General features: G+C 36.9%; 8 protein-coding genes and 1 tRNA gene. 3 read left to right on the forward strand and 6 right to left on the reverse strand.

The features are described 5' to 3' along the window. On the reverse strand, nt 1–85 hold an 85-nt coding region (locus ORQ98_RS29820), incomplete at its 3' end, for a transposase DNA-binding-containing protein (RefSeq protein ID WP_483414579.1). Between the two features lie 338 nt (nt 86–423). Here ORQ98_RS29820 and ORQ98_RS26255 point away from each other — a divergent pair. Both ORQ98_RS26255 and ORQ98_RS26260 read left to right on the forward strand, forming a co-directional pair. Beyond that, entirely contained in the window at nt 424–10,173 is a 9,750-nt protein-coding gene (locus ORQ98_RS26255) for a LysM peptidoglycan-binding domain-containing protein (protein WP_274691791.1), read from the forward strand. 842 nt (nt 10,174–11,015) lie between these two features. Next, nucleotides 11,016–13,280 (forward strand): hypothetical protein, encoded by a 2,265-nt coding sequence (locus ORQ98_RS26260; RefSeq protein WP_274691792.1) that lies wholly within the window; start codon nt 11,016–11,018, stop codon nt 13,278–13,280. Nucleotides 13,281–13,501: 221 nt separating this feature from the next. On the opposite strand, the gene ORQ98_RS26265 is transcribed toward ORQ98_RS26260, so the two are convergent. Both ORQ98_RS26265 and ORQ98_RS26270 read right to left on the reverse strand, forming a co-directional pair. Continuing rightward, nucleotides 13,502–15,262 carry a sulfatase family protein gene (locus ORQ98_RS26265; RefSeq protein ID WP_274691793.1) on the reverse strand — a complete coding sequence of 587 codons (1,761 nt, stop codon included), beginning with the start codon at nt 15,260–15,262 and terminating at the stop codon, nt 13,502–13,504. 417 nt (nt 15,263–15,679) lie between these two features. Beyond that, nucleotides 15,680–16,543, reverse strand: a complete 864-nt coding sequence (locus ORQ98_RS26270; protein WP_274691794.1) for a hypothetical protein — start codon at nt 16,541–16,543, stop codon at nt 15,680–15,682. 723 nt (nt 16,544–17,266) lie between these two features. Between ORQ98_RS26270 and ORQ98_RS26275 the strand changes: the two genes are divergently transcribed. Then, entirely contained in the window at nt 17,267–18,028 is a 762-nt protein-coding gene (locus ORQ98_RS26275; protein ID WP_274691795.1) for a DUF6531 domain-containing protein, read from the forward strand. Nucleotides 18,029–18,788: 760 nt separating this feature from the next. On the opposite strand, the gene ORQ98_RS26280 is transcribed toward ORQ98_RS26275, so the two are convergent. From ORQ98_RS26280 to ORQ98_RS26290, 3 genes are all read right to left on the reverse strand, one after another. Then, entirely contained in the window at nt 18,789–21,020 is a 2,232-nt protein-coding gene (locus ORQ98_RS26280; RefSeq protein ID WP_274691796.1) for a hypothetical protein, read from the reverse strand. 502 nt (nt 21,021–21,522) lie between these two features. Beyond that, nucleotides 21,523–21,588, reverse strand: a tRNA-Ile gene (locus ORQ98_RS26285). A gap of 389 nt (nt 21,589–21,977) precedes the next feature. Continuing rightward, nucleotides 21,978–22,328 carry a hypothetical protein gene (locus ORQ98_RS26290; RefSeq protein ID WP_274691797.1) on the reverse strand — a complete coding sequence of 117 codons (351 nt, stop codon included), beginning with the start codon at nt 22,326–22,328 and terminating at the stop codon, nt 21,978–21,980. Nucleotides 22,329–22,453 lie beyond the last annotated feature (125 nt).

Below are 22,453 nucleotides of genomic sequence, written 5' to 3' on the forward strand. Positions count from 1 at the left end.
AAGCAACAATACTTTTAAAGCGATTTGTCAAACGCTGATCTTTAAATACACACCCTGATAGCTCATCATTTAGCCACAAAGCCATTGTTAGTTTACCCAGAAGTCCTTTTTGGGAAGCTAAAGTGACATAACCTAGTATTCATTGCAAGTTTATGGGTAATTAAATGCCATCGATGGTGGTCATAACAAAACCTAGAAATGATTCGCGACGGACATAGATAGACGTACTGACGGAAAATCACTAAGGAGAAGTTTGGAGTCTTCCCGTATGGTTTCATTAGAAACTCACCCACCTTATTGGGTGAAAGCTAACAATCTAATGTGAGGTAGTTCTCAGAAAGCATATGTTAATTGAATCCTAAAGAGGGTAATAATATGTAGTCTAAATAAAAATTTTAAAAAGTTTTGTGGAGTGCCAATCAAATGTCTTTACCTCCAGCAAGTAATGATCAGTCAGTCAATAATTCAATATCTACCATTAATGATGACACTCCTGAGGTTGTTCATTCAAGCCCTTCACGGCAGAAAACTAAACGGGAAAGTAAAGCAAAAAAACAAAGCACTAATAAAGGATTGCCTTTAAAAATATTATCTAATATAAGTTCTGCTAGGGTAATACAAGCACTATTGAATGAGCAGCAAGAAGATAATGGCAGTTCAGATTATTCGAAACAATCTTATAATCACACTAATACCATCAAATCCAATAAAGCTAGGCATTTTAGTGTAAATAACACGAAATTATTAAACAAACAGCTAAAAAATCAAGGCGTAAAAATTACAGTAGATTCAACCAGTGATTCACAACAAGAAGCAAAACTTGTTACAACAATAGTGAATGAATTATATCAACGGGAGCAGGATGTTAACAGTGGCTTACCTTCTGTTATTTCTTCTTTGCAGGGAGTGACTATTCATCTTGGAAAAGTAACAGAGAAAGGCTATGAACATTGTGCTGCTGTATACAATGATAAAACTAATACAATAACGCTTGATTTAAACAAAATAAAGCAATTGGGTTTGTCAGTGCAACAAGTACTGATACATGAAGCGTTACATGCACAAGATGATTTAGCTGCAGAAAAAAGTGGACTTACTTCTAGTAGTAATACTGAAGCAAAAATTCGGCAAAAAGAAGCTGAGTATGGCCAGAAGCTAGGCAGTAATATTTTTAAAAATCCAGTTGTATCTAACGATCCTATTAGTACTGATGCAATTCACCCCTATAATCCTCAGCCGCAAAAAATAATTACTGATATTTCAAATTTGCCAGAATTATTAAAGCCTGTAAATATGCCGGTTGTGTACTCCACTTCTGATGGAGGGCTATATATTAGTTCTCTAAATAAGAGTGAACAAAGGATTGATCATTATTTAGGGAACTCTCATGATATTTATTTGCAAGCAAGCCCTTTATTTCCCACTACAGCGATAGCATATAACCCGAAAGATCGTAGCTACTATCTGTCTAACGGTGGAAAAGAGTTATTAAAGCTGACAGAGAATGGTGATTTGTGTCGGGTGAGTAATTTTAATTGGGACTATAATAAAAATGGCTATATTGGTGCGCTTGCATTTTTAGATGATGGTACGGCAGTTGTTGGCACATACAAAAATCAATTTAGGGAAAGCCAGCACGATCGAGAGACATTAACCATATTTCGATTAGATACAAGCAAGTCTTGGTATGCAACACGGGTCGATACTAATGCAGATGTGACCCAGTCTGGTGATATTGCTCGGGACATGGTAGTACGTGACGGAAAAATATTAACGTTAACCAATCCAAATACAATTACATCACTAGATCCTTTATCAGGAAAAATTGAGCAATTAGCACACTTTAAATCACCTCAAGGGCATAAATTAAGCGTAATGGGATCAATTGCGTTATCGGCATTACGTGAAGGTAATAATAATGAGCTTTATGCTATTTCCTCAAGTGGGAAAGAGTATAAAGTTGATTTTGCTGCGGGTACCCTTGAGGAAACGGGTAAAACCTATAAACGTGGCAAAGGTTATTATCTTACAGATGCTGAGTCACCTGCTCGTCAGCCTGGGCAAGGTATATCATGGTGGCAGCAAGCCAAGTGGGTGTCTCATAGTGAGGAAGTTACTAGTCCCAACCCGGTTCGTTTACCAGATGTGTTAACAGTACCAGAAATTCAAACAGTTGATGAGCAAACAAATATACCTCATTCCCATTACCAAGAAATGAGACGTAGGGTTCGTGCTTGGCAAAATCAACAGCGTGCAATTAGTAATTTGGATGCATTATTAAATCGGACGACTGATGCAGATAATCAGCAGTCGCAGCGTGCTGAAGGAAAAACTGCTTGGGCAGAAGTATGGAGTAGGATGTATCCTACGGGCTCTTTAAAAAATCTAGGTGTGAGTGTTGGTCCTTGGGACCAGAGTAGAACAGGCTCCCACTCAATTGGTAAACGAACGATTGCTGGCAAATTATTTGGTTATGCCGCATCCGCAAAAAATTTAATGCTACCACTAAAAAATTTATTTTCCAGGCTGGATAAAAACTATCAGGCTAATTTAGAAAATAGTGTGAGTGATAGTAAAAAAATATTCAACAGTTATGTGGTACAGGAGCAGTTGAGCCGATTGCTTGGTTTAAGTCCTCCCCCAATACATGGTGATGTGAACCAAAAAGCACTTTACAGTAAAGAGCTATCAGAAAAATTCAGTGCGTTTATCAATACGATGCCTGAAGGGGGTAAGTTTACCCTAGGTTCTGAAGGAACAATTTCTTTAAAGTGGGCTACAACATCAATCGTTGATATTATGGGTACAGGGATTAGCGATAACCTTAATATTGGTGCATTAGCTAAAACAGGTATTAAAGGTGACAATAGTATCGAGTTTGAAAAAGATGCTAATGGTATGAAAGTTACTATGGGAGCCAATGGAAAATTTGAAGGTTTAACCCTCGAAGTAGGGACTTATCAATTCGCTAATAAAGTTGATAATGTTAATTACTTTGTGGCTCCCTATGCTGAAGGTGACTTAAAGTTGTTTGAAACAACTAAAAAACTTAAAACAACTGCGTATCTTGAAAGTAATGATGTCACTAATTTAATTGATATGTTGAGTAAGGGAGATAAAGCGTTAAATTTTGATTGGCTAGTAAACCATGGTAGGCGGAATCCTGAGGCCACCAAAGGGATTGATTTTAAACCAGTAGACTTGAGTGTAACAGGTGTTGTCGCTTCAGGTACAACAGATGTAGATTCACCTTTTCAAACCGGAGAGCAAGGTGCTATTGGTTTAGGAAAATCTGCTGGCTTAAAACTTGGTGCAGGGGTAGCAGCCTCAGGGAGTTATACATTTAAATGGGAAGCAAAAGCTAATGGTGAGTCTGATGATTTTTCAGTTAAGTATAAAGGTAAAGAACGTGATTGGGGGTTGAAAGCAACTTTTAGTCTTTGGTCTCGCCTAACTAAAATTACTTACCCTGATTTCAGTGATAGTGTTTCAACAACTTGGGGTGGAGGCGGCCACTCATTCTTGATTAGTGATCTGAAAGAAAAAATAAAAGACTATGATGATGCAAAAAAAGCTGCAAAGAGCAATAATAATCCTAATGTAGATGAGTTGCCTGATAACAACAGATTCTATCATACAACAGGTAGTCTTAGTGGTAGTAACTTGGCTGATAGGGTTAAATATTATCCAGATCTTGCTCAAATATTGAATAATGACCCAGACGCTATGTGGCGTTTAAAAAATGCACTTAAGCATAAAGCAGAAGGTGCAACATTTATTAAAATAGAGCGAAAACTAAAAGATGATAAATGGCAGCAGGTGCAGCAGTTGTCATCTCAACGTGATGGTTTTAATCAACGCCTGACGGAGTTGAATAGTCAAATATCAGGTGATATTACAGATTCAGAAAAACAACATTTGCAGCAACAAATAGAGCAGGTTGGTAAAGATATTTTAGCATCTAAAACTAACATACAGAATATACTAAATAATAAAGAGAATTTTGCTGTTAGTGGTTATGAGATAATGGAAACACGCAGTATTGAGCAAAAGCGTGGATTTAATATCACCATAATTGGACTTGATAGCAAAAATAGCATGAAGCTGGTTAATTCTATTTTTCGAGAGGACATTGACCCAGCAATTGGGATTTCGAGAATGACTAGCGAGCAACGAGGTATCGGCTCGTTGGAGGAAAATAAAGGCAGAGCATTACAAATAGTCCGTGATGCAATGGGCAATAACTCTATTAAGCGTCGACAACAATTCAAAACAAACCAAGAGACGATAGAAAAAATTCGGCAATTAGCGATTAATGGCTTGGCTTCTCCCCAAGAGTTAGCAGATCTTGAGCGGTTTGATCAGTATTTACAACGACTTGGAGATGGAACTAATCTAACAGGACTTTTCGATACATTGAGTCTGCCCACACAAGCTGGCCACCAATATGATATTATGGATTCAGATCGTGCCGCGAGAATTATTCAGGAAGGTATTAGTACTAGTAATAAAGAAAATACAGCAGCTGGATTTGTTATCCAACGAAAATTTACCATTAATAATGAAGACCATTGGTTGCCCGCTTTCATTGTTACGCGCAATAGTAATGGGCGTATAGAACTGCGCAATTCTCAAGGTAAGCTCATCGACCATCACCGTAATGTATTAGGTGATAACCGCTTTCGGAAAATACTAGAGCAGTTTTTGCAAGGTGAAGGAGTTACTAACGAATATAAAGTACTTAAGGCTAAGCCAAATTTTGTAAATGAATTTAGTAATATAAGACAAAATAATTATGACCCTTCGTCTAGTTCAACAATAATTGAAACTGAATTTGATCGATTACAACGAAGTGATCAAAAAGTTAAAATTGATTTAACCTTAGGAACCAATGCCTACCGAGGTCCAATTACTCAAGTGCTTGTTGATGGCCGGGTTATCACTGTCGATAGAGCAAGTGATGAAATTACCATTACACGCCGAAACCCAACTGAAGCTAACCCTAGTCATGTCACTACAACTACTAAGCGAATATCAGGTAATGACCTGTATCAATCAATTGCAGATAAAATTGAAATTCAACACAATACAAAAAATAATAAGCCTATTTACGTAACAAAAGCAGAAGCTTATGCACTGGATATTCATATTAGAGAAATGGGAAAACCCGATTTTAAACCCATTACAGCTAATACTGATTTTAGTGCTGGTGCTGAATTATCTTGGCGATTTGATAAGGCAGTAGCCGCCTTGTTACAGGACTCGGTAAATTTTGGTCGGAATCGCCAACTATTTTTAAAAGCAACCATTGTTTCAGGGAATGGTTCTCCATTAACCAGTGATGAAGCAAAGTTTGAAACGAAAGTTGCTGAATTACTGGGTACAACAAATGATTACGATGATTTTTTAGGAAAGCTAAATGAATGGACAAAAGGAAATAAAAAGAATATTACTAATGAAGTTAATACTGCATTACAAAGTGATCCAAAAAACAGCCTGATCGAGCGTGTAAGTACTAATGATAAAGGTGAGTTTGTCATCCACTACACTGAGGAAGGAAAAAGTAAGGTTGCAGCACAAGATTTAGTAAATTATATCAATCATAGAGAACCACAAGTAACGTTAACTAATAATGATCGCCATATACTTGAAAGGCTAACACAGAGATATCGACGCAATATACAAATTGAACATGTTGATGCTAATGGTAATAGAATAGGGGAAATAGAAAACTTTGGTAAAAATACTAGCTCCCTACATGAATCGATTTATTTAATAAGAACTGTAGATGCTCAAGGGCGTGAATCATTTCAGGTTAAATTTTCAGGGAATACTGCTACCGTGAATGTACAGCCCAGTGAACCACGCAGTGATGTAAATAGTTTATTCAGAGCATTTTACTGGGCTTTTAACGGAGAAAATGGTGGCATTAGGCCTCCAGAGTCTATAATACGTGTAGCACAGGAGTCGTTAACCAATGACATTTTGCGTAATCCTGGTAGTTCAATAAAAGATATAATTAATGACAAACAGCCGATAACTAATTTTCAAGGCTTACGAAATCAGCTGGCTGTTGATTTACCCGAAAGCGTAGCCAAGAAAGCCCAAAAAATATTGGGTCGAGAGCAAGTTAATACAGATCTAGCTGATATTGTTCAACAACAGCGAGATCAACGTGATCGTACTTTAAAGAGTGGCTGGGGACAGCGAGCCATGTCTTTATATGGCACATTTGGTACTGCTAATGGCTTGCGATTATTTGGTACGAGTATAGCGCAAGGAACCTTTGATCCTAAAAACCCGCTTGCGTACTTACAAGCATCATCCACTTTATTAGGAGCAACAGAAGAATTATTGTCTGGAGCGGCGGATATTGGTGATATTGCCAAGCGACTTAAATTACGCATGCCTAAAGGCACCAAAGCAATGAAACTAATGCGCTCAATGTTTGGTGGTTCAAAAGGTATGAAAGCATTGGGAGGCATAAGCAAATTAAGTAAGCTTGGCAAAGTCGCTGGCCCACTGAGTGTCGTCACCGGTGCTCTAGATATTGTCAATGGTGCGTTCAGTATAAAAGATGGTGTGCTACGGTTACGAGCAGGTGATGAATTAGCAAAATTTGATATTGCTTCAGGTAGTTTTGATGTGATTGCTGGTGGCTTGGGTATGGCTGCCGGAGTCATGTTATTAAATCCTGCCACGGCTCCTTTTGCGCCTATTGTAGCGATTGGTGCATTAATTATGGGGGCCATTTCCCAATCGCTACAAGCGGCAAAAGCTATTAAAGAATATGAAAAAGAAGTAGGACCACTTTCAACCGGCGATAAAATTGGTTATGGATTAGCTTCTTTCTTTGGCTTGGGTGATGTGACGAAGTGGGGTAAAAAACTGAAAGAAGTACGCCGAGAGAAAGCAATTACTGAGCGTAAAGAAATGATTGCTAATCAAAAAGAACTAATTGAGCAAGTATTTCGCATGTCAGGTGATATGAAAACAGATACCTCTGCAATGTACCCTGGAGCTGCTACCTATTTATATGGTCAACACCCCTCTATGAGAAAAATGACCCAAACTGAACTTGAAGCATCAAATAAAAAGTTAAAAGAGCTTGGGGTAAGTGATGAAGAAATTGAACGTCTCACACCAGATACGTTGGATGATGGCCCTGGGAGTATTATGACCGAAAAACGGGGTTTTGGTAGTTTAGAAAAAGCAATCTTTTATGATGTGAATGATGGTTTTGATCCTAATAATGCAAAGGGCTACCAGCGTGTTAACCAACAGACTGATACCCAGCTTAGAGAAAATACTGGCTCAAGAACGTTAGCATTTGCTTATCGTGGTAGTGCTAAGGATCGTTTTGTAAATGGATTTGAGGATAAATCAAATAGTTTTATTGCCACCGAAGCTGTTGGTCAAAGCTATTTTGGTAAAACAAAAGACGACTCCAGTGTATTTACAACGGGACGATCGGCATTACTGATTGAAGGTAGGGAAAACTTACAAAAAGTATTGCTAGAAGAAGCAAAATCAACAAATGATAAAGCCCTAGAGAAGAATGTAAATTACTCATTTGACTGGATTTATGAGCGTGCTAATGGTGATGCTGCACAAGTTATTGCAGTATTTAAATCAGGTAAATTACCGAATCAAGCATACTGGGATAAGCTACATGAAATAGAGAATGATAAAACCATCGATAATACTTTACGCAAGGAACGAGTGACTGCACATATTAGCAGTCAAAGATCAGTGTTTGCTGTTTTTAACGAAGTGAAGCAAGATCAGCACGCTCTAAATGTAGCTAGGGTTTATTTAACTGAAAAGCAATTAGGAAGTGTAGGGGAAAGCTTAACAAAATCTAGGCAGATTGATTTTCATGGTGATGAAGGTAGGGATTCCGTCTCATTTATATTGAATCCAGCCAATCAGCAAGATCGCACCCAAAAGAATAACCAAATTACAGTAACGGCTGGCGCTTCTGTTACCTACACTGTTAAGCCAGGTGACTCATGGTGGGGAATAACCCAACAATATTTTGGAGCAAACAATGGCCATAAATATGAAACACTACAAGAGGTTAATCAACTAGCTGCTAAACGAGGGTTACAGCCTGGTGATGTGCTAAAAATTCCTATGGTTACTCATCAAGTGTCGCAGGGTGATACATGGTGGGAAATTGCGAGATCACACTACGGAGACGGAGAAAAATATAGGTTATTACAGCAAGCTAATGCCAATATAGTCAAAAAAGGTTTACAAGCGGGTGATGTTGTACGTATTCCTCCTTCGACGGCTGCCCTGGGAGAAAATACTAAAATTGTGATTAGTGAAAATGAGAGTGATTCTAGTTTAACAGCCACTGGTACTGAGAGTTTTATGATTCAGGGTAATCATAAAACAGGTATTATTGATGTTAATTTAAATACCCAGCATGATGACTCATTGATTAACGGCAAAACATTTATGCTTGGAGGATCTGATGTTGTAAGGCTAAAGACAGGTAAAGGAAAAGACAATGTATTCCAAATAGAAAACGCTGATCTTGCAATAATTAATGTAGGGCATACCAAATCAGCTTTTGTCCTCGGTAATCAAATTAAAGGTAATGTACTTTTTCATAATACAAATGCTGAAGGAGACGACACAACTGTCATTGATATCTCTGCTTGGAAGTCGATAGAAGAATTGCGATTTGAGTTAAGTGATGGGCGATTGAAAGTGATTGATGCATTTTCAGAGAGAAGTCTATATATCGATGATAAATCAAGTGTGTTATTGATGGCGAAAGATAGTCAGGGACGTGAGGTGACACTTGGCCAGGAACAAATAGAGTTACTACAATTAAATCAAAGACTTGCTGGTACAAATCTTATCTCTAATGATATTGAGTATATTCAAGGCAGTAAAACTATCACATTGGATGAAGACGACCTTCAGATACAGCTACGGGGTGAGGGTACTGCTACTATTCAACGCTCGGCAGCAAATCAGGATGTTTTATTTATCGTCGATAAGGGTATTCAGTTAAATTTAAGTGATATTCATAATGGCGATCGTTTTAAACTGAACGGTATCAAGTTTGAGAATACTGAGATTATTAATAATAGTATTAGTCACTCAGCAGTACAGCAGCCTGTAGTACAAATTAATGCTGCAAAAACTCTAGCTGCTAATTTGCAGTTTACAGTTGAGTATGATGATAAATTAGTAAGGTATTATACAGATGATGCTGGTCGACTAAGGCTACAACCAACGATGCCACTAGAAACTGATACAGCACAGCAACAACAGCCTGCTGCTATGCCTAAAGGGACACGAGTGTTTAATAAATTGGATACTAGTATACCCTCATTATTCCAAAATTACGTCAACGAGTTATGGCGTTTACCTAATGGCCTGATTATAGATGCTAAAGCAGGAAAAGTATTTGATCAGCAAGGTTATCAATATAAGCATGCTACTTACGATGCAGAAAATAAAAAGATTATTTACAGTACAAATTATAATAATCAGCTTGAAATTGACTTTTCTAATCCTAGTCAAGAAAATATCAAGTCAAGGATTGCGCCTTTTGAAGCCAAAGTATTAGCAGATGGCCGTTGGCAGTTTATGGGTAATAAGCGATATGATACAGGAAGGTATGTAACTGATAATTTTGTTGTCGATCCACAAAGTTGGCGTGTTTATGTCAGTCAATACGATTACTCTGATTTACAATATAAGCAAGTAACGCATACGGATGGTTCCTCTGAATATGCCTGGTTTAGCCATCTAGGAATGCAGAGAGTAAATGATGACCCTGTTAAATACCTTTGGTTTCGTTACGATGGCGCCAGAGGAAAACACTTAATTGTTGATTCTGCCACTGGCCCTGGTTATCTATATAGTAATGAAAAGGTAGTAGGATTAACACCAGATCAGTTTTATCAGACTATCTTGAGCGCTAAACGTGGCAACTTAGACAAAGGACGGTTTGAAGCCTTACCTGGCGATGGATCAGCTGATCGACCAGAAAAAATGTTCCTTTACAGTCGTTGGGTACCAGGTCATGATGATAAGTACTTGACGGATGCTTACTATAAAGATAAACCGGAGTTAGCAAAGGTATTAAAATACTTTTATCAAGATTTGAAAACCGAAGGTAAAACAACGGAAGATTATGTACGTTAAAAAAATGTAAATTTTGACCACTATATTAACATGAAACTTAATGGATTAGGCCGAACAATATTTATTGTACGGCCTAAATGTTCTTTAAAGCCATATTCTAAAAGCTACCATAACCCCCTTATTCTTATCCCACAAACCTGAAATTGCTTATTACTTTATTTAAATCAGGATTGTCTAATTTATTTTTGTTTGTATAAGTCTTTTCTTGAAATAAATGATATTTTGAGTATTGGTAATTTTTTAAACGTTTGTAAAGAGTGTTGACCTGTGTTTAAAAAATGTGTACTTATGTAACTGTGAAAATTAAATAATACTATTTCCTATAAGAGTACTAAGTAAGAATAGGAGGTTTGACTAAAATAATAAGTTATAACTCTAATTTAGAAGACTCTTGGTTTTTGTGATTTTATTTAAACGCATAACTAGGATGTACTGAAATTTTCAGTTTTTTGCAGGCTGCGCTTGAATGCAAGTAGCTATCTAGTCTATTTTAATTACTATTAGGTCATTTGTTTCAATGCTGCATGTATAAATTGTAATTTACTTCCAGAAAGAATTAGTTTGTTAGCTGTATAAAAAGTAACTGCTTTTGTATGGGTGGCTTATCCTTATGGATTTTTTGTGGTGTAAAAATAAATATGGATAATTTGCACTAATGTTTTATTAAGTTTATGAGAATAGCTAGTGAAATATTAAAGAGTGGTAGATTGAGTTTGGGTAAAAAAGTGTATTCAGTTTTTAATAATTTGTATCCTCATTAAGGAAAGTATTACCAGTAATAAAAACAGGGATTTCATATAGACACTAATAAATGAAGTATATAAAGAGAAAGGCTCGATGTAATGAAACCGAATTCTAAAGTAATTAACTTATATTTATATGCAGCTTTTTTGATATGTCTGTCTTTTAATCAGGCTAGTGCAAGTCGTAATCCAATCTATAATGTATATTTAATTAATAATACAGATTATGATATAAGAGTACAAACTGAGGATAATCATTCAACCATGGTTCCTCCTGGAAACGATTCTGGTGAGTCTTATACATCTCCTTGTGATTTTTCTCAAATTTATAATGCAAAACATATTTATCAGCTACCCCAAGAAGATCGAGCTATTAGAACTCGCTTTGGAATTAGTGATCAAGGGGAAACACCATATATTGAAGTACTAACTAATCCACTACAGACCAAGTTCAAAGTTATTAAACGCCCTTCTACATTTGATTCAATAACTGAAGATGTAACAGATTGGATAGATATTAGTGCCCAAGAGAAACTAAATGCAGGACTGATAAATAGTGTTTGGCTTGCTAAAAAACACGATGTAAATGCCAAAGGTTACAATAAAGTCTATGCTCGTGTTGCTATGTTGCCAATGAGTCCTGGTGCAGGATATAGGCTGTTTGTGGCGCTTGTTCAAGAAAAGAATGATTTGGATAGTTTTTATGGCTATGCCAACGGTGTTGGCTCAAACTATTTTGGACGATGGATAAGAGAAGTTAGGTTAATTAACAACACAGATTATGATTTAATAGTTAAGAAGGTGAAGGAAACCCCTGAGCGCTATGACGTGCTGAAAACATGGTTAAAAAGTAAAAATAGTAATCAACTGCACCCTTGTAATTTATATAAGGGTGATAAGTTAGAAAGTTTCGCAACTGATAATGAAAATATATACAAGTATGAAATAGGATTTATTTCTGAGCCTACACCAAAAACAGGTGCTATCTCTACTATTGATGTATTTGTAGACCTTAAAGATGATCGTTATAAGCTGGGTAAGACAGAATACACTTATTTAGAAGGAGCTTTATCTAATACTATAAGTACTCCAGTAACTAGTTGGCTTGGTTCTTCTTATCGTCAACAACAGCTATATAGCCATTGGACACCCAAGCACCACCAGTTTGGTAAGCAGCAAATCAGTACTCATTTAGCCGTTCTTTCTGATGTGATGTATATTATTTTATCTCAACAGCATCTTGAAACTGACGACTCAGAATTAGCGCCATTAGATAATAAACAAGAGGTAGTATTTAAAGGTGTTCGCATATATAACAAAGGCGGTGGTATTGTGCATGAAACACCACAAAGCTGGATAGCACGTGGGGCTATGGAGTATGTATATGATGAAACAAGGGCTGATAAGCGAGTCAAAGAAGCCCGCTATTTTACTGAAAACAATGGTATTGATTCTATTAGCACTTCTGCACTCAGAAAGTGGAATTTTAGATATAACCCTAAAGGTGTACTAGAACGTGCTATCTACACTGTCTCTAGTATTAATACTATGTATCTTGACCTTTACTATGAAGACCCACATCAGCGCAGCGGACTAGATCAAAAAGATCTTGACAAACGTTATTACCCAACACGAGTTATTCGATTTGAATGTTCTGACTCTGAGTGTCGAAATAGACCTAGAATTCCTTATAACCAACTACCTGAGCTTTCAAGTGCAAGTGCTCAGCAAAATGGCTCATATGGAGTAAAGCTAAATAAGCCTGAAGGCTATCCCAATTTATTATCATGGTATACGTTAAGCTATAATTATGGTGATGATAAGTATGGATATGTGAACGCCCCTCGACAAAAACGTATTACTAAATACGACTTTTACCAAAACTGGTTAGCAGGAGATATGTCGCAATCCCATGCGATTGCTTCTGGTTATATACAGTTTGTTTATGATGCAAATAAGCTTCTTAAAGTTAAAAAAACTTTTTCAAAAAATGCAACGGTCAGTACTGGGTACCCACAAACACAGCAAGACAATTTTATTTTCAAGAAGCATCAAGGGTATAATTTTTTAAATGAAATCAATGTTGATTGGTGGGTCAACGATGCAGATACGATTAAGAAGACAAGCTTAGTACAAGTAAAACCAATCTATATACCCAGCCCTTCAAGTTTATCAACAAGTGACTTTCGTGTTAGAGCTATCCATCCAGTTAGTAACATAATGTCAATTCATGATAAGTGGCTGACAGAGAGAGAAGGGTCATTAACCACTATTTCTGATAACAGTGGAACTGAGGGTTCAGATGATGAAGGAGACTCGTTGAGTGAGCAATTTATTAATATTATCAAGGAAATAGTGAATTAATAGATAAGTTGTAGTAGCTCAAATATTATCTCACAGGCATCTTTAGAAAATTGGGTAACTGTATACAATCAGGTTTGAGCCAATACACTTAAATAATGCAATTCAATCGTGCGAAGAGCACGATTGAATTGTCGGCAATTACAGGCTGGTTTACAGCATATAAATTTAACTAAATTTTATTTTCCCTACTATTCTTAACCGCATTTTAGTAAAATAACTAATTAGTCTCTCAGTGGCACTTTGTTGGTTTTTTCAATTTCGTCTTCATTGTTAATGTTATGTGGCAGTAGCCGCTTGGTTCTGCGTTGTTCTTGCATATTAGCTTTGAGTGCACTAAGAACCCGATCATCTACAGGGTCGGGGCATAGTGGGCTGAGCAAATTGTTTTCTTCGGTAGGGTCTGTGGTCAAGTCATAGCATTCATATTCGCTGGGAATAAAGCGACTGGTGGTGACGCCATCTGGGTTACCAGCACCAACGAGGTTTCCCGCATCGTGGCGATTGCCTGTTTGCCCTGCGAGGGCTCCTTCTCCGGCGTAGTAACGCGCATTATCGTAATAGCGAACATACTTCCAACGTGTATCTCCAGTTAAATCCGGTAGTTTGGTCACTATGGCTTCAATATAATTGGGTTGAACAACACTATTATATGCAACACCTGTTAGCGGATTAGTCATGTCAGCACCAACTTCTACATTATCATTGGTCATAAAGTAGATAGCTTCTTCCACTGGTGTTTGTTGGCCTAGTATCACTTTCGATAAATCGCGTCCAACCAGAGGCTGGGCTTCACTATGATTTTTTGCTAAATTACGGCGTAGGTTTTCTACATCAACATCTGCCAGACCTAGTAAGGTCGGTAATAAATCGATATGAGAAGTTGTTAGATCCAGCTGGCGAGACTTTTCAAATAAAACCGGGTTAGACACTATTAAGGGCACGTTTAAAACTTCTTGGTAGGCGGTATACCATTTCTGGTGTAAGCCGCCATGTGCGCCCAGCAATTCTCCATGATCAGATGTAAACACCACTATGGTATTTTCGTAAAATGAAGTTCTCTTCAATGCTTCGTATACGGTGTTTATATGTTTGTTCACTTCAGCCATTAAAAAATAGTAAAACTGGCGGTAGCTTTCGTCTGGAGGTTGAGGAACATACATACGGGGATAGGTATATAGATAGTCTTTTTGGCAGCGGGGTTTATCCACTAAACTTTCGTTTTGACTTGGCGCTGCAGCTACATGGGGTAGGTTGCCTGCTTTTTTTTGTTGATAGAACTCTTCAAACCAATTTGGGTTGCGCATTAATACGATATCGTGAGGATTAACAAAGGAAGACACCAGCAGAAATGGCTGCTGTTCTCCGGTTTGCGCTGCTTTTTCCAACATTGCTAGTGTTCGGCATACTTGGTCGGCAAATCCTGGATCGCGAACTGTACCACAGTTGTTTTCTGCTGCACCGTGTGGCTCTGGGCCAATCCATTGATCAAATCCATATTTATCTAGGCCATTGGCTTTACCATATAACTCAACTTTTTCAGGGTACGGTTGGCCTGTGGTGGAGTTACTGAATAGGGCTGTTTGGGTACCTGGGATGTTAATGTCTTCGTCGGACAAATGCCACTTACCCCTATAATATGTTTGATAGCCGGCCTGACGAAACCAAGTTCCCATGGTTGGTACTGTGTTTGGTTCCAACCAGAACATATTTTGATCGAATGATGATTTTCCGATACCAGGGGTCTGGCTAACACCATGTAATGATGGGTATTGGCCAGTATAGATGGATGTTCTGCTTGGGGCACAGGCAGTTGATGCTGCATTGTGATTAATAAATTCAATTCCGTTGCGGCGCATTTGGCCAAGGCACAGGCTGTTCTTCAGTCGGTATTCTTTAGCTTCAGGGTTTTCGTAAGGTGGTGGAAATCTTTCCTCATCGGTAGTGATAATCAGGAAGTTGGGTTGTTTACCGTTAATTTTCATCAGAATTTCCCTATAATTATTAGATGTGGGTAGTCCCACATCCAGTGTAGACTGATATTTGTTTGCTGCTTGGGCTTCTTGTGGAAAATTCCAGCCTCAATTGTTAATTGAGGTTTTTAATTCTGTAACAACAAATCTCTCAATTATCAGTTTAATCCTTATTTGGTGAAATTTTAGAATATAAATAATTTTTAGATGGGAAAAAGCAACTGGCTTACAAATATGGCGGCACAAAGCTATCGACTCAATAAAACTACACTCAGGTGGCACAGCTGAATTAGCCTCAGTGGTAGCCACCAGCAACGATAGTCATACTGTTGTTAGTAAACCATGATAAGCATTTCATGCTGTCAGTCAGCATAATTCGTTTAAATATTAATTTCTAGTATACCTCCAGCATTGTTGGAGGTAATTTAACTATAATTCTGAAGACTTTATTAGTAGAACTTTACTTTTATCTATTACAGCAAAGGCACTCTCTCCATTAACTTTTACATGTGAGATATCTTCGAATTCACTTAATTTATATTTTGCCTTCCTCTGCTCTTCTTTATGCCTTGATTCATCACCTATTGAGTTATAGTTGTATAGTAAATTTTCTTTTGCATTGTAAAGTAAAGCATCTTTATATCCATCATTATTATGATCTGTAATGGCTAATATAGTGTAATCTTTTCCTGCATCTTTAATTATTGTAGGCTTTTTTGTGCCTCCATCATTAGGATAAATTATCATTATTGCTCCATCAGAGAATCTCACAACTATATCATCTTGATAGTCATTATTTATGTCGGCCTTTAATACTCGTTTGGGTAGTGGTTTAGTGTTTTTGCTGCTAATACCATACTTATCTTTTAGGTGTTTATTAATAAAGTGCAGTTTCTTGTTTTTATCCTTAATATTTGAAGACTGTAGCTTGTCTCTTAGAGAGAGTAACTGTTCTTTGTGAATCTGCTTGATTTCATCGTCTTCTTTATGTGTTCTAATAATATATCGAGTTAATGTTTCAGCTTTTAATATTTCATTTAAAGTTTTAATATTTTGCTGATTAACTTTTATCTTTTCTTTGCATGACTCACTCAGCCTAGGAAGAAAAACTACGTCACTTCTCTTAGCTCCGGCCTGAAGTATTTCGATATGAAAGTCGTAAACGCTTTTCTCTCCAGTAACTGAATGCAGAAATTTATCGCAATCGAATGAAGAGCTAGATGATGCAATCGCGTTAGCTGATAATAACCCCACGAGTAAAATCTTACTTGATTTAAAAATAGTATTTAACATATACAACTCTCTAAATAATATTAACCGGAACTAATGTATCAAATATTGGTAGGAGTAAGTGTCATGGTTAAGTAAAATTTGGTTTATTCTTAACCGTATTGTACGGAGAGCATATTTGGTTAATAGTGTGCTGTAGTTTAAATAACATGCTTTATGGTAAGCCCCTGACAGGGCATTAGTCTGCTTTTTACTCCTATCTATCCAAAACTGCATTAGTGGTGTCTCGAACTCCTCCTTAATCCGCTGTCATTGCGACAAAAAATATGACCCGGAATCCAGAGGAGCGAAAAAAAGCACTCATCCTCCCCCCAGGGGGTTTTGTGTCATAAAAGTTTTGTGCAATTGAAAAGAGTGCAGCTGTAGATGCCTAGCTCTTGCTATATCAGGGCTTTGGAAGTAGGTATATTTTTTCATAAAATGCAAGCTAGTGAAATGAGATGCAATGAATTGAAACTATTTACAGCGCTAATAGCTTTTCTTACTAATATTGATATTTTGAATGATCAAGGTGCATGATAATGCATTAAAGAAAAATAAATTTAGTCAATTTTACTAATAATTTGTTATACGTATTTCCCGAGCAAAAATGACTTGCGCTAATAGTGGTTTGGCTTGTTTATCATTGAATTTGATAAACGCGAATTAAATTTGATTTTGAATTTATTGTGGGTAAAAATTGCGCAACTTTTATTTGTGTTCTCTGATAGTTTTTGCATGAATCATATGCGTTTTCAGAACTTGTTTACCACTAACAAGCTATTTGTAAGTGTTTGTTTATCTTTTTTTATTTCGCCCACTATTAAAGCAGACCGTTGGATAATGTTAACAGGTCATCCTGCTGATCCTCTTTATACCTCAGTACCTAAAGTTTCTCACCCTAACCCAATTGAAGCTTGCATTGCTGGAGCAGAATCTTATCAGCGAGGCTATGACACTAACGGAGATGATAGTGTTATTACTTTTCAAGGTATTGGAAGAGGTAAGATATCTACTTACGCATATGCTCCTATAAATAAAAGGGTAGCTTGTTTATATAATACTAAGTCAGGAAATAGAGTTGTTAGTGGGAGATTATATTCTGATAATTATGGTGGTGTTTGTGAGTTACCATTAGTTTTTAATGAGCATATTGGTGGTTGTATTAACAAAAATGCCCAACCACAAGTTTGTGCTGGAAACCCTGTCAATATTGCAACAGGTAATAAAATTCAATGGTTTACAGACTTATCGTTGTCTCAGTTGCAGATTAAGCGACTTTATTTGCAAGAGGGAACAAGGGGTAATTGGCGCTTTAGTTTTCAAAGGTTGCTGAGAGTTTTCCTATTTCTGGATAAAAAGGTGGCATACCTTACTCGAGACAATGGCCAGCAAATAGCTTTCTATCAAAAAGATAGAGTTTGGCAGGATGATGATGCTAGTGGTTATCAAATCAATGCCCTGAGTGATAACAATACTAACACCCTCAAATACAACAGAGACTTATGATAGTAGGGGCCGCTTTATATCTCAATAGAAGCTATACCTGCCAAGGCTGTAACAGAAGAAAAGTAATTATAGATTTATTTCTATCTTAGGCAGCTTTCGCTGCCTAACCACAGATTTTTTGTTTCATTTTCCTTGAGCTTTGGAACCACCAAGGCTGGTCGAAAAATAAAACAAACTGTCTAGCCAGAAAGCCCGGAGCTTTTGATATCCGATAAAATATTCGGGCCAGGACTTTGGAGTATAGCGACAATGGAAGCGATTCAATTAACCCCGGAACAAGAACAAGCCTTGGCATTAGGTAAAATCCTGGTAGTCGGTCAAAATAAAATCAATTGATTATGTAAAGCAGGGCTACATGAATTAAATTCTATTATTCAGCTATCGATAAAAGATGCAATTGCACAGGTACAAAACCTGAATTTTTTACTGTAATCCTTATTGGGTGAACAGGAAGCGGATGGCAATACGATTAATTATGCAGCCACGGACAGGGATGGGATGACACTGGTTATTGGTTTTTTTGTGTCCATATTCTTGTCAACTTTAGCCAAAGTAAAGGCTTCTTAAGGGAAACTATTGAGTGATGAAGTATTTATGGGTTTATGTGCTAATAAATGATCAGGATGAAGAGCGATGAGATCAAAGTCTAAGAGGTATTCTGCTCCTTCGGTAAACATAAAATATTTTATCGTAAGTTAACCGAAGGAGAATAAATAATGTACTGAATTTGCTTTTATTAGTCGTTCAATTCAACTGTTGTTTACTTTGTAATCGTAACAAGGGCAGAATCAAAGCTGTTACTCCTTCTCCTACTACTATCCACTATAGTGCCAGATGCTTCATTGGAAAAACTAGCCATTGATTGTATCAGTTGTTCGTTACTTGCTTGTAATAAAGGTTCTGTTGTTATTTTATCTGTAGGCTGCCTAGAGGTCATTTTGATAATATCAGCGGGAATATCTCCTCCTAAATAAAATATTTCTGATTCATTTTCATTCAGTGACTGCACAATAGCTTTAGATAAAGTGGCCGGCTTAATTTTTCCTTCACGAACTAAGCGAGGGCCATCTACTTTGATAATATCTTCAACAGTCCTAAATTGGTCAGGCTGTTTAGTCGTGTCTATTTTAAATACACGACCATTAGGCCTTCTACTTGCAAAGCGCTTAGCAACAAATTTATCTGAACTAAGGGAAAGTACCTTACCTGCACTACCTCTAGATTTAGCAGTATGCTGGATTATTGAAGCTAAATAAGCATCTTTATCAGATGGGTCGACTGCTCCATGTGATCGAGGTAGACCGCTGACAGTAGGGTCATAGATCTGTCCACGAAAAACTGTATCGGGAATTTTTTGAGATGCTTTTGTGTCAATTTTTTGCTGAATTAGAGGAACAGTAATATTACGACTTACAGTACCCTCCTTTAATTCATAGATATTAGTATATAAACGGTTAAGAATCTCTTCATCGCTTGCTTTTTGAAAAAATTGACTACTCGATGCAGCTAAACTTGCAGCTTCATCAGATGATCGAACGGCGCTTCTAAGTTTCGTTGCTATGTTTGATGTGCCTGTTACACTTGCTCTAGCAAGTGATCTGGATACATCTCGAGCAGTAAAAACGGGTACGACAAAGTCTGTTAACTCTTTTCCTGCTGTTCGCAAAAAAGAACCTTTTTTTACTGTAGCAAGGATACCTCGAAGAGCTGTTGTTGTTCGGGCTAGTCGGCTTGTGGATTGCCCGGCTTTCGCGACTTTAATAGCTGCTGCAATACCTTTATATCCTCCTATAGCACTAAAGCCTATTGTGGCTATAGTGAAAACAAGATCTGCAGTATCAAAAGCAATATCCTTAAACTCAAACGTATAGCTATCATCGTATAGCTCATTGTGAATCGTTTCATAGAATGGAATAATTGTTTTAAAGAAAGTTTCTAAACTACTTGGGTTATAGTTAGCTTCTTTCCATTGGTTAATTTGGTTTAAAAAGTAAGAATGAGTATTGTGTCGAACAACTTTTCTAATAGTGTTGTTAGAACCTGAATTGGATACACTAATTGAAGACTTATCTACTTCAATGAATTTAGCATCTTTACTAGGCTTAATACCAAGACCAATTAGGACTGCAGTAGTAGATGGCTTATTATCAGGGAGTAAAATGCTCTCTGGGATGTTGCTTGGAAAAAAAAGGAGTGACCCATTAGGTTTGATAATGCCAAATTGCCCATTATGTGATTTAAAAAAATATGCATTGCCACTAAAAAGTGGGTTACCTCGTAACGGAGGTAAAGGAGGTGCACCACGTACACGTATATAATCAGCTTTTGGAATCATTTCTTGAATATTACTTATTTTCCAGAGTGCTTGAAAGGATTTGTCTCTATCACCCCATTTTACTTGACTCAAGGTGTCACTTACCTTCAAATCAACAAATCTACCTAAGTTTTGATTAATATAGTTTGAAAATTGATCATAATATCTATGAATAACATTCGGATCACTCTTATAACGGTTTATGACTTGTTCTTTTGTGGGAGTGGGTCTTGGTAAGAGACCTGATGTTGGCCGTAAATTATCAAGCTCATAGTTACCTGATGGGTAACGCCTATCGACTTCTTCCTTTGCTAATTGGTCTCGACTTTTAAAGTTTGGAAGCATTGGTGGATTAAGTGTAAAAGACCATGACTGTTTGTAAGCATTAATACGTCTTTCTTGGTTTGATGCTTCTAAAAGTGAGTTATAGCCATTATTTTTCGCCCAAATAATACTTTCTTGGTTGAAAAGTAAAGCAGACAAGTCTTTTGCCTCTTGAGAGCTATCTTCTTTTTTAGCTTCTAAGTGAATATTATTTATTATATCTAATAATTGCTCATCTTCTTTTGTGCTTACTTCTGATCCTAGTATTTCTCGAGCAGTAATAACTCTTGCTGATATGATGGACTGTGGTAAAACAGATAAGTCGCCATTTAAGTTTGTTGGATTAGTAACCATTGAATATAAACCGTGAAAATGATTGTGAGTGCTTGCTATTATATTAGTTTTAATTGATTTTTAGAAGACCTTTAAAGCCTTAATGAACTGATCAGTTAAAAATATTTAATTTTTAGTGTTTACCCACAAGTTTATGGATAGGATAATAAAGGCACTTTTAGGAATTACCACTATCCTGCTGTAAATATATGGCTACCATTGCACTTATAACCATATTTGATTTAGCTTCACCAAACCATGCTATAAAGTTCGCTTGATTCGCTATTCCATAAAAATTAAAAGCTGCACATTTTTGCCAGTGGGTAAGAAGTATTTGTGGAGGGTAAATGTAAGTATTTACTTATTTTACCTGTTTTAACGGAAATAGGTGAAATTTTACACAGATGCTTTTTAAAGCACAAAAGCAATAGTAAACAGGTGTCTTATAAAATTGAAAAATAAACAGGGGGATTTGTTAGTGCCTTATAACAGCAAGAAGGTTGTTCTTACTGCTGAAATATGATGGGCCCACCAGGACTTGAACCTGGGACCTGCCGATTATGAGTCGGAAATATCGCCGTAAAATTCTCAAAATTTAACAGAATAAATGTGATGCTTTTATATTATTGGTACTTTGGTTCTATTTTTTGTTGTGGTTGATTGGAGTGAGTCTGTATAGGTGTTGTCTGGCTTCTGGTGGGGACGTTTTTTCATGTTTGCCTAAAAAAACCATTATTGACCAGGGATCAACTAGTCACTTGACGAGAAACAGCAACTATTGTTGAAAAAGCCAGCTGCTAGTCCCTTGATGATCGCTGCCCATACTTGGATTATATTTGTCTTTACTTGAAATATTTGAGGACGCCGCTATTTTATTATTTCTACGGATTTTGGTGTTATTGTAAAAAATGAAGGCATTCGTTCTATTTTAATAATTTCGATACTTTGAGTAACTAATGCCTTCAATAAAGTCTATGCTTATTGTGATTGATAAATCGTAGCAATAATGAGTTCGGGTTTCACTTTATTAGCTGCTGCAACTTCGAGAATAGATGAATTAGCACTGGGAACTGAATATCCAGCTACCTCAAGGTCTGCAATTAATCTAACTAGGGGCTTTTTTGTCAGTTGAGACATGGTTTCTATAGAAGCATTATCAATAGACTCAAATATAGAGTAAAAAGGATTATCTAAATCTTCTTTTGTTTGTATCATCGACACACCAATACACAGAACACATATCATTAAGATTAAGCTTTGCTTACTAGATATATAACGTCCAATACTTTTTTTATGCATTAAGCTGTGCCCAATAATGGCTACTAGCATTAAGACTCCAATCCACTCATGCATAAGAACGACACTATATGGGTTAATATCAGCCCTTTCAAGGTGATTTTTTAGCCGCTTTTAAAAGCCTTGCTGTTGAAATATGGGGCTGGATTTTTATTTGT

The organism is Spartinivicinus poritis (assembly GCF_028858535.1).
GTDB lineage: Bacteria > Pseudomonadota > Gammaproteobacteria > Pseudomonadales > Zooshikellaceae > Spartinivicinus > Spartinivicinus poritis.

Coding starts and splice junctions, on each gene's coding strand:
- ORQ98_RS26255 (WP_274691791.1), top strand. CDS start 424: ATGTCTTTACCTCCAGCAAGTAATGATCAGTCAGTCAATAATTCAATA.
- ORQ98_RS26260 (WP_274691792.1), top strand. CDS start 11,016: ATGAAACCGAATTCTAAAGTAATTAACTTATATTTATATGCAGCTTTT.
- ORQ98_RS26265 (WP_274691793.1), bottom strand. CDS start 15,262: ATGAAAATTAACGGTAAACAACCCAACTTCCTGATTATCACTACCGAT.
- ORQ98_RS26270 (WP_274691794.1), bottom strand. CDS start 16,543: ATGTTAAATACTATTTTTAAATCAAGTAAGATTTTACTCGTGGGGTTA.
- ORQ98_RS26275 (WP_274691795.1), top strand. CDS start 17,267: ATGCGTTTTCAGAACTTGTTTACCACTAACAAGCTATTTGTAAGTGTT.
- ORQ98_RS26280 (WP_274691796.1), bottom strand. CDS start 21,020: ATGGTTACTAATCCAACAAACTTAAATGGCGACTTATCTGTTTTACCA.
- ORQ98_RS26290 (WP_274691797.1), bottom strand. CDS start 22,328: ATGCTAGTAGCCATTATTGGGCACAGCTTAATGCATAAAAAAAGTATT.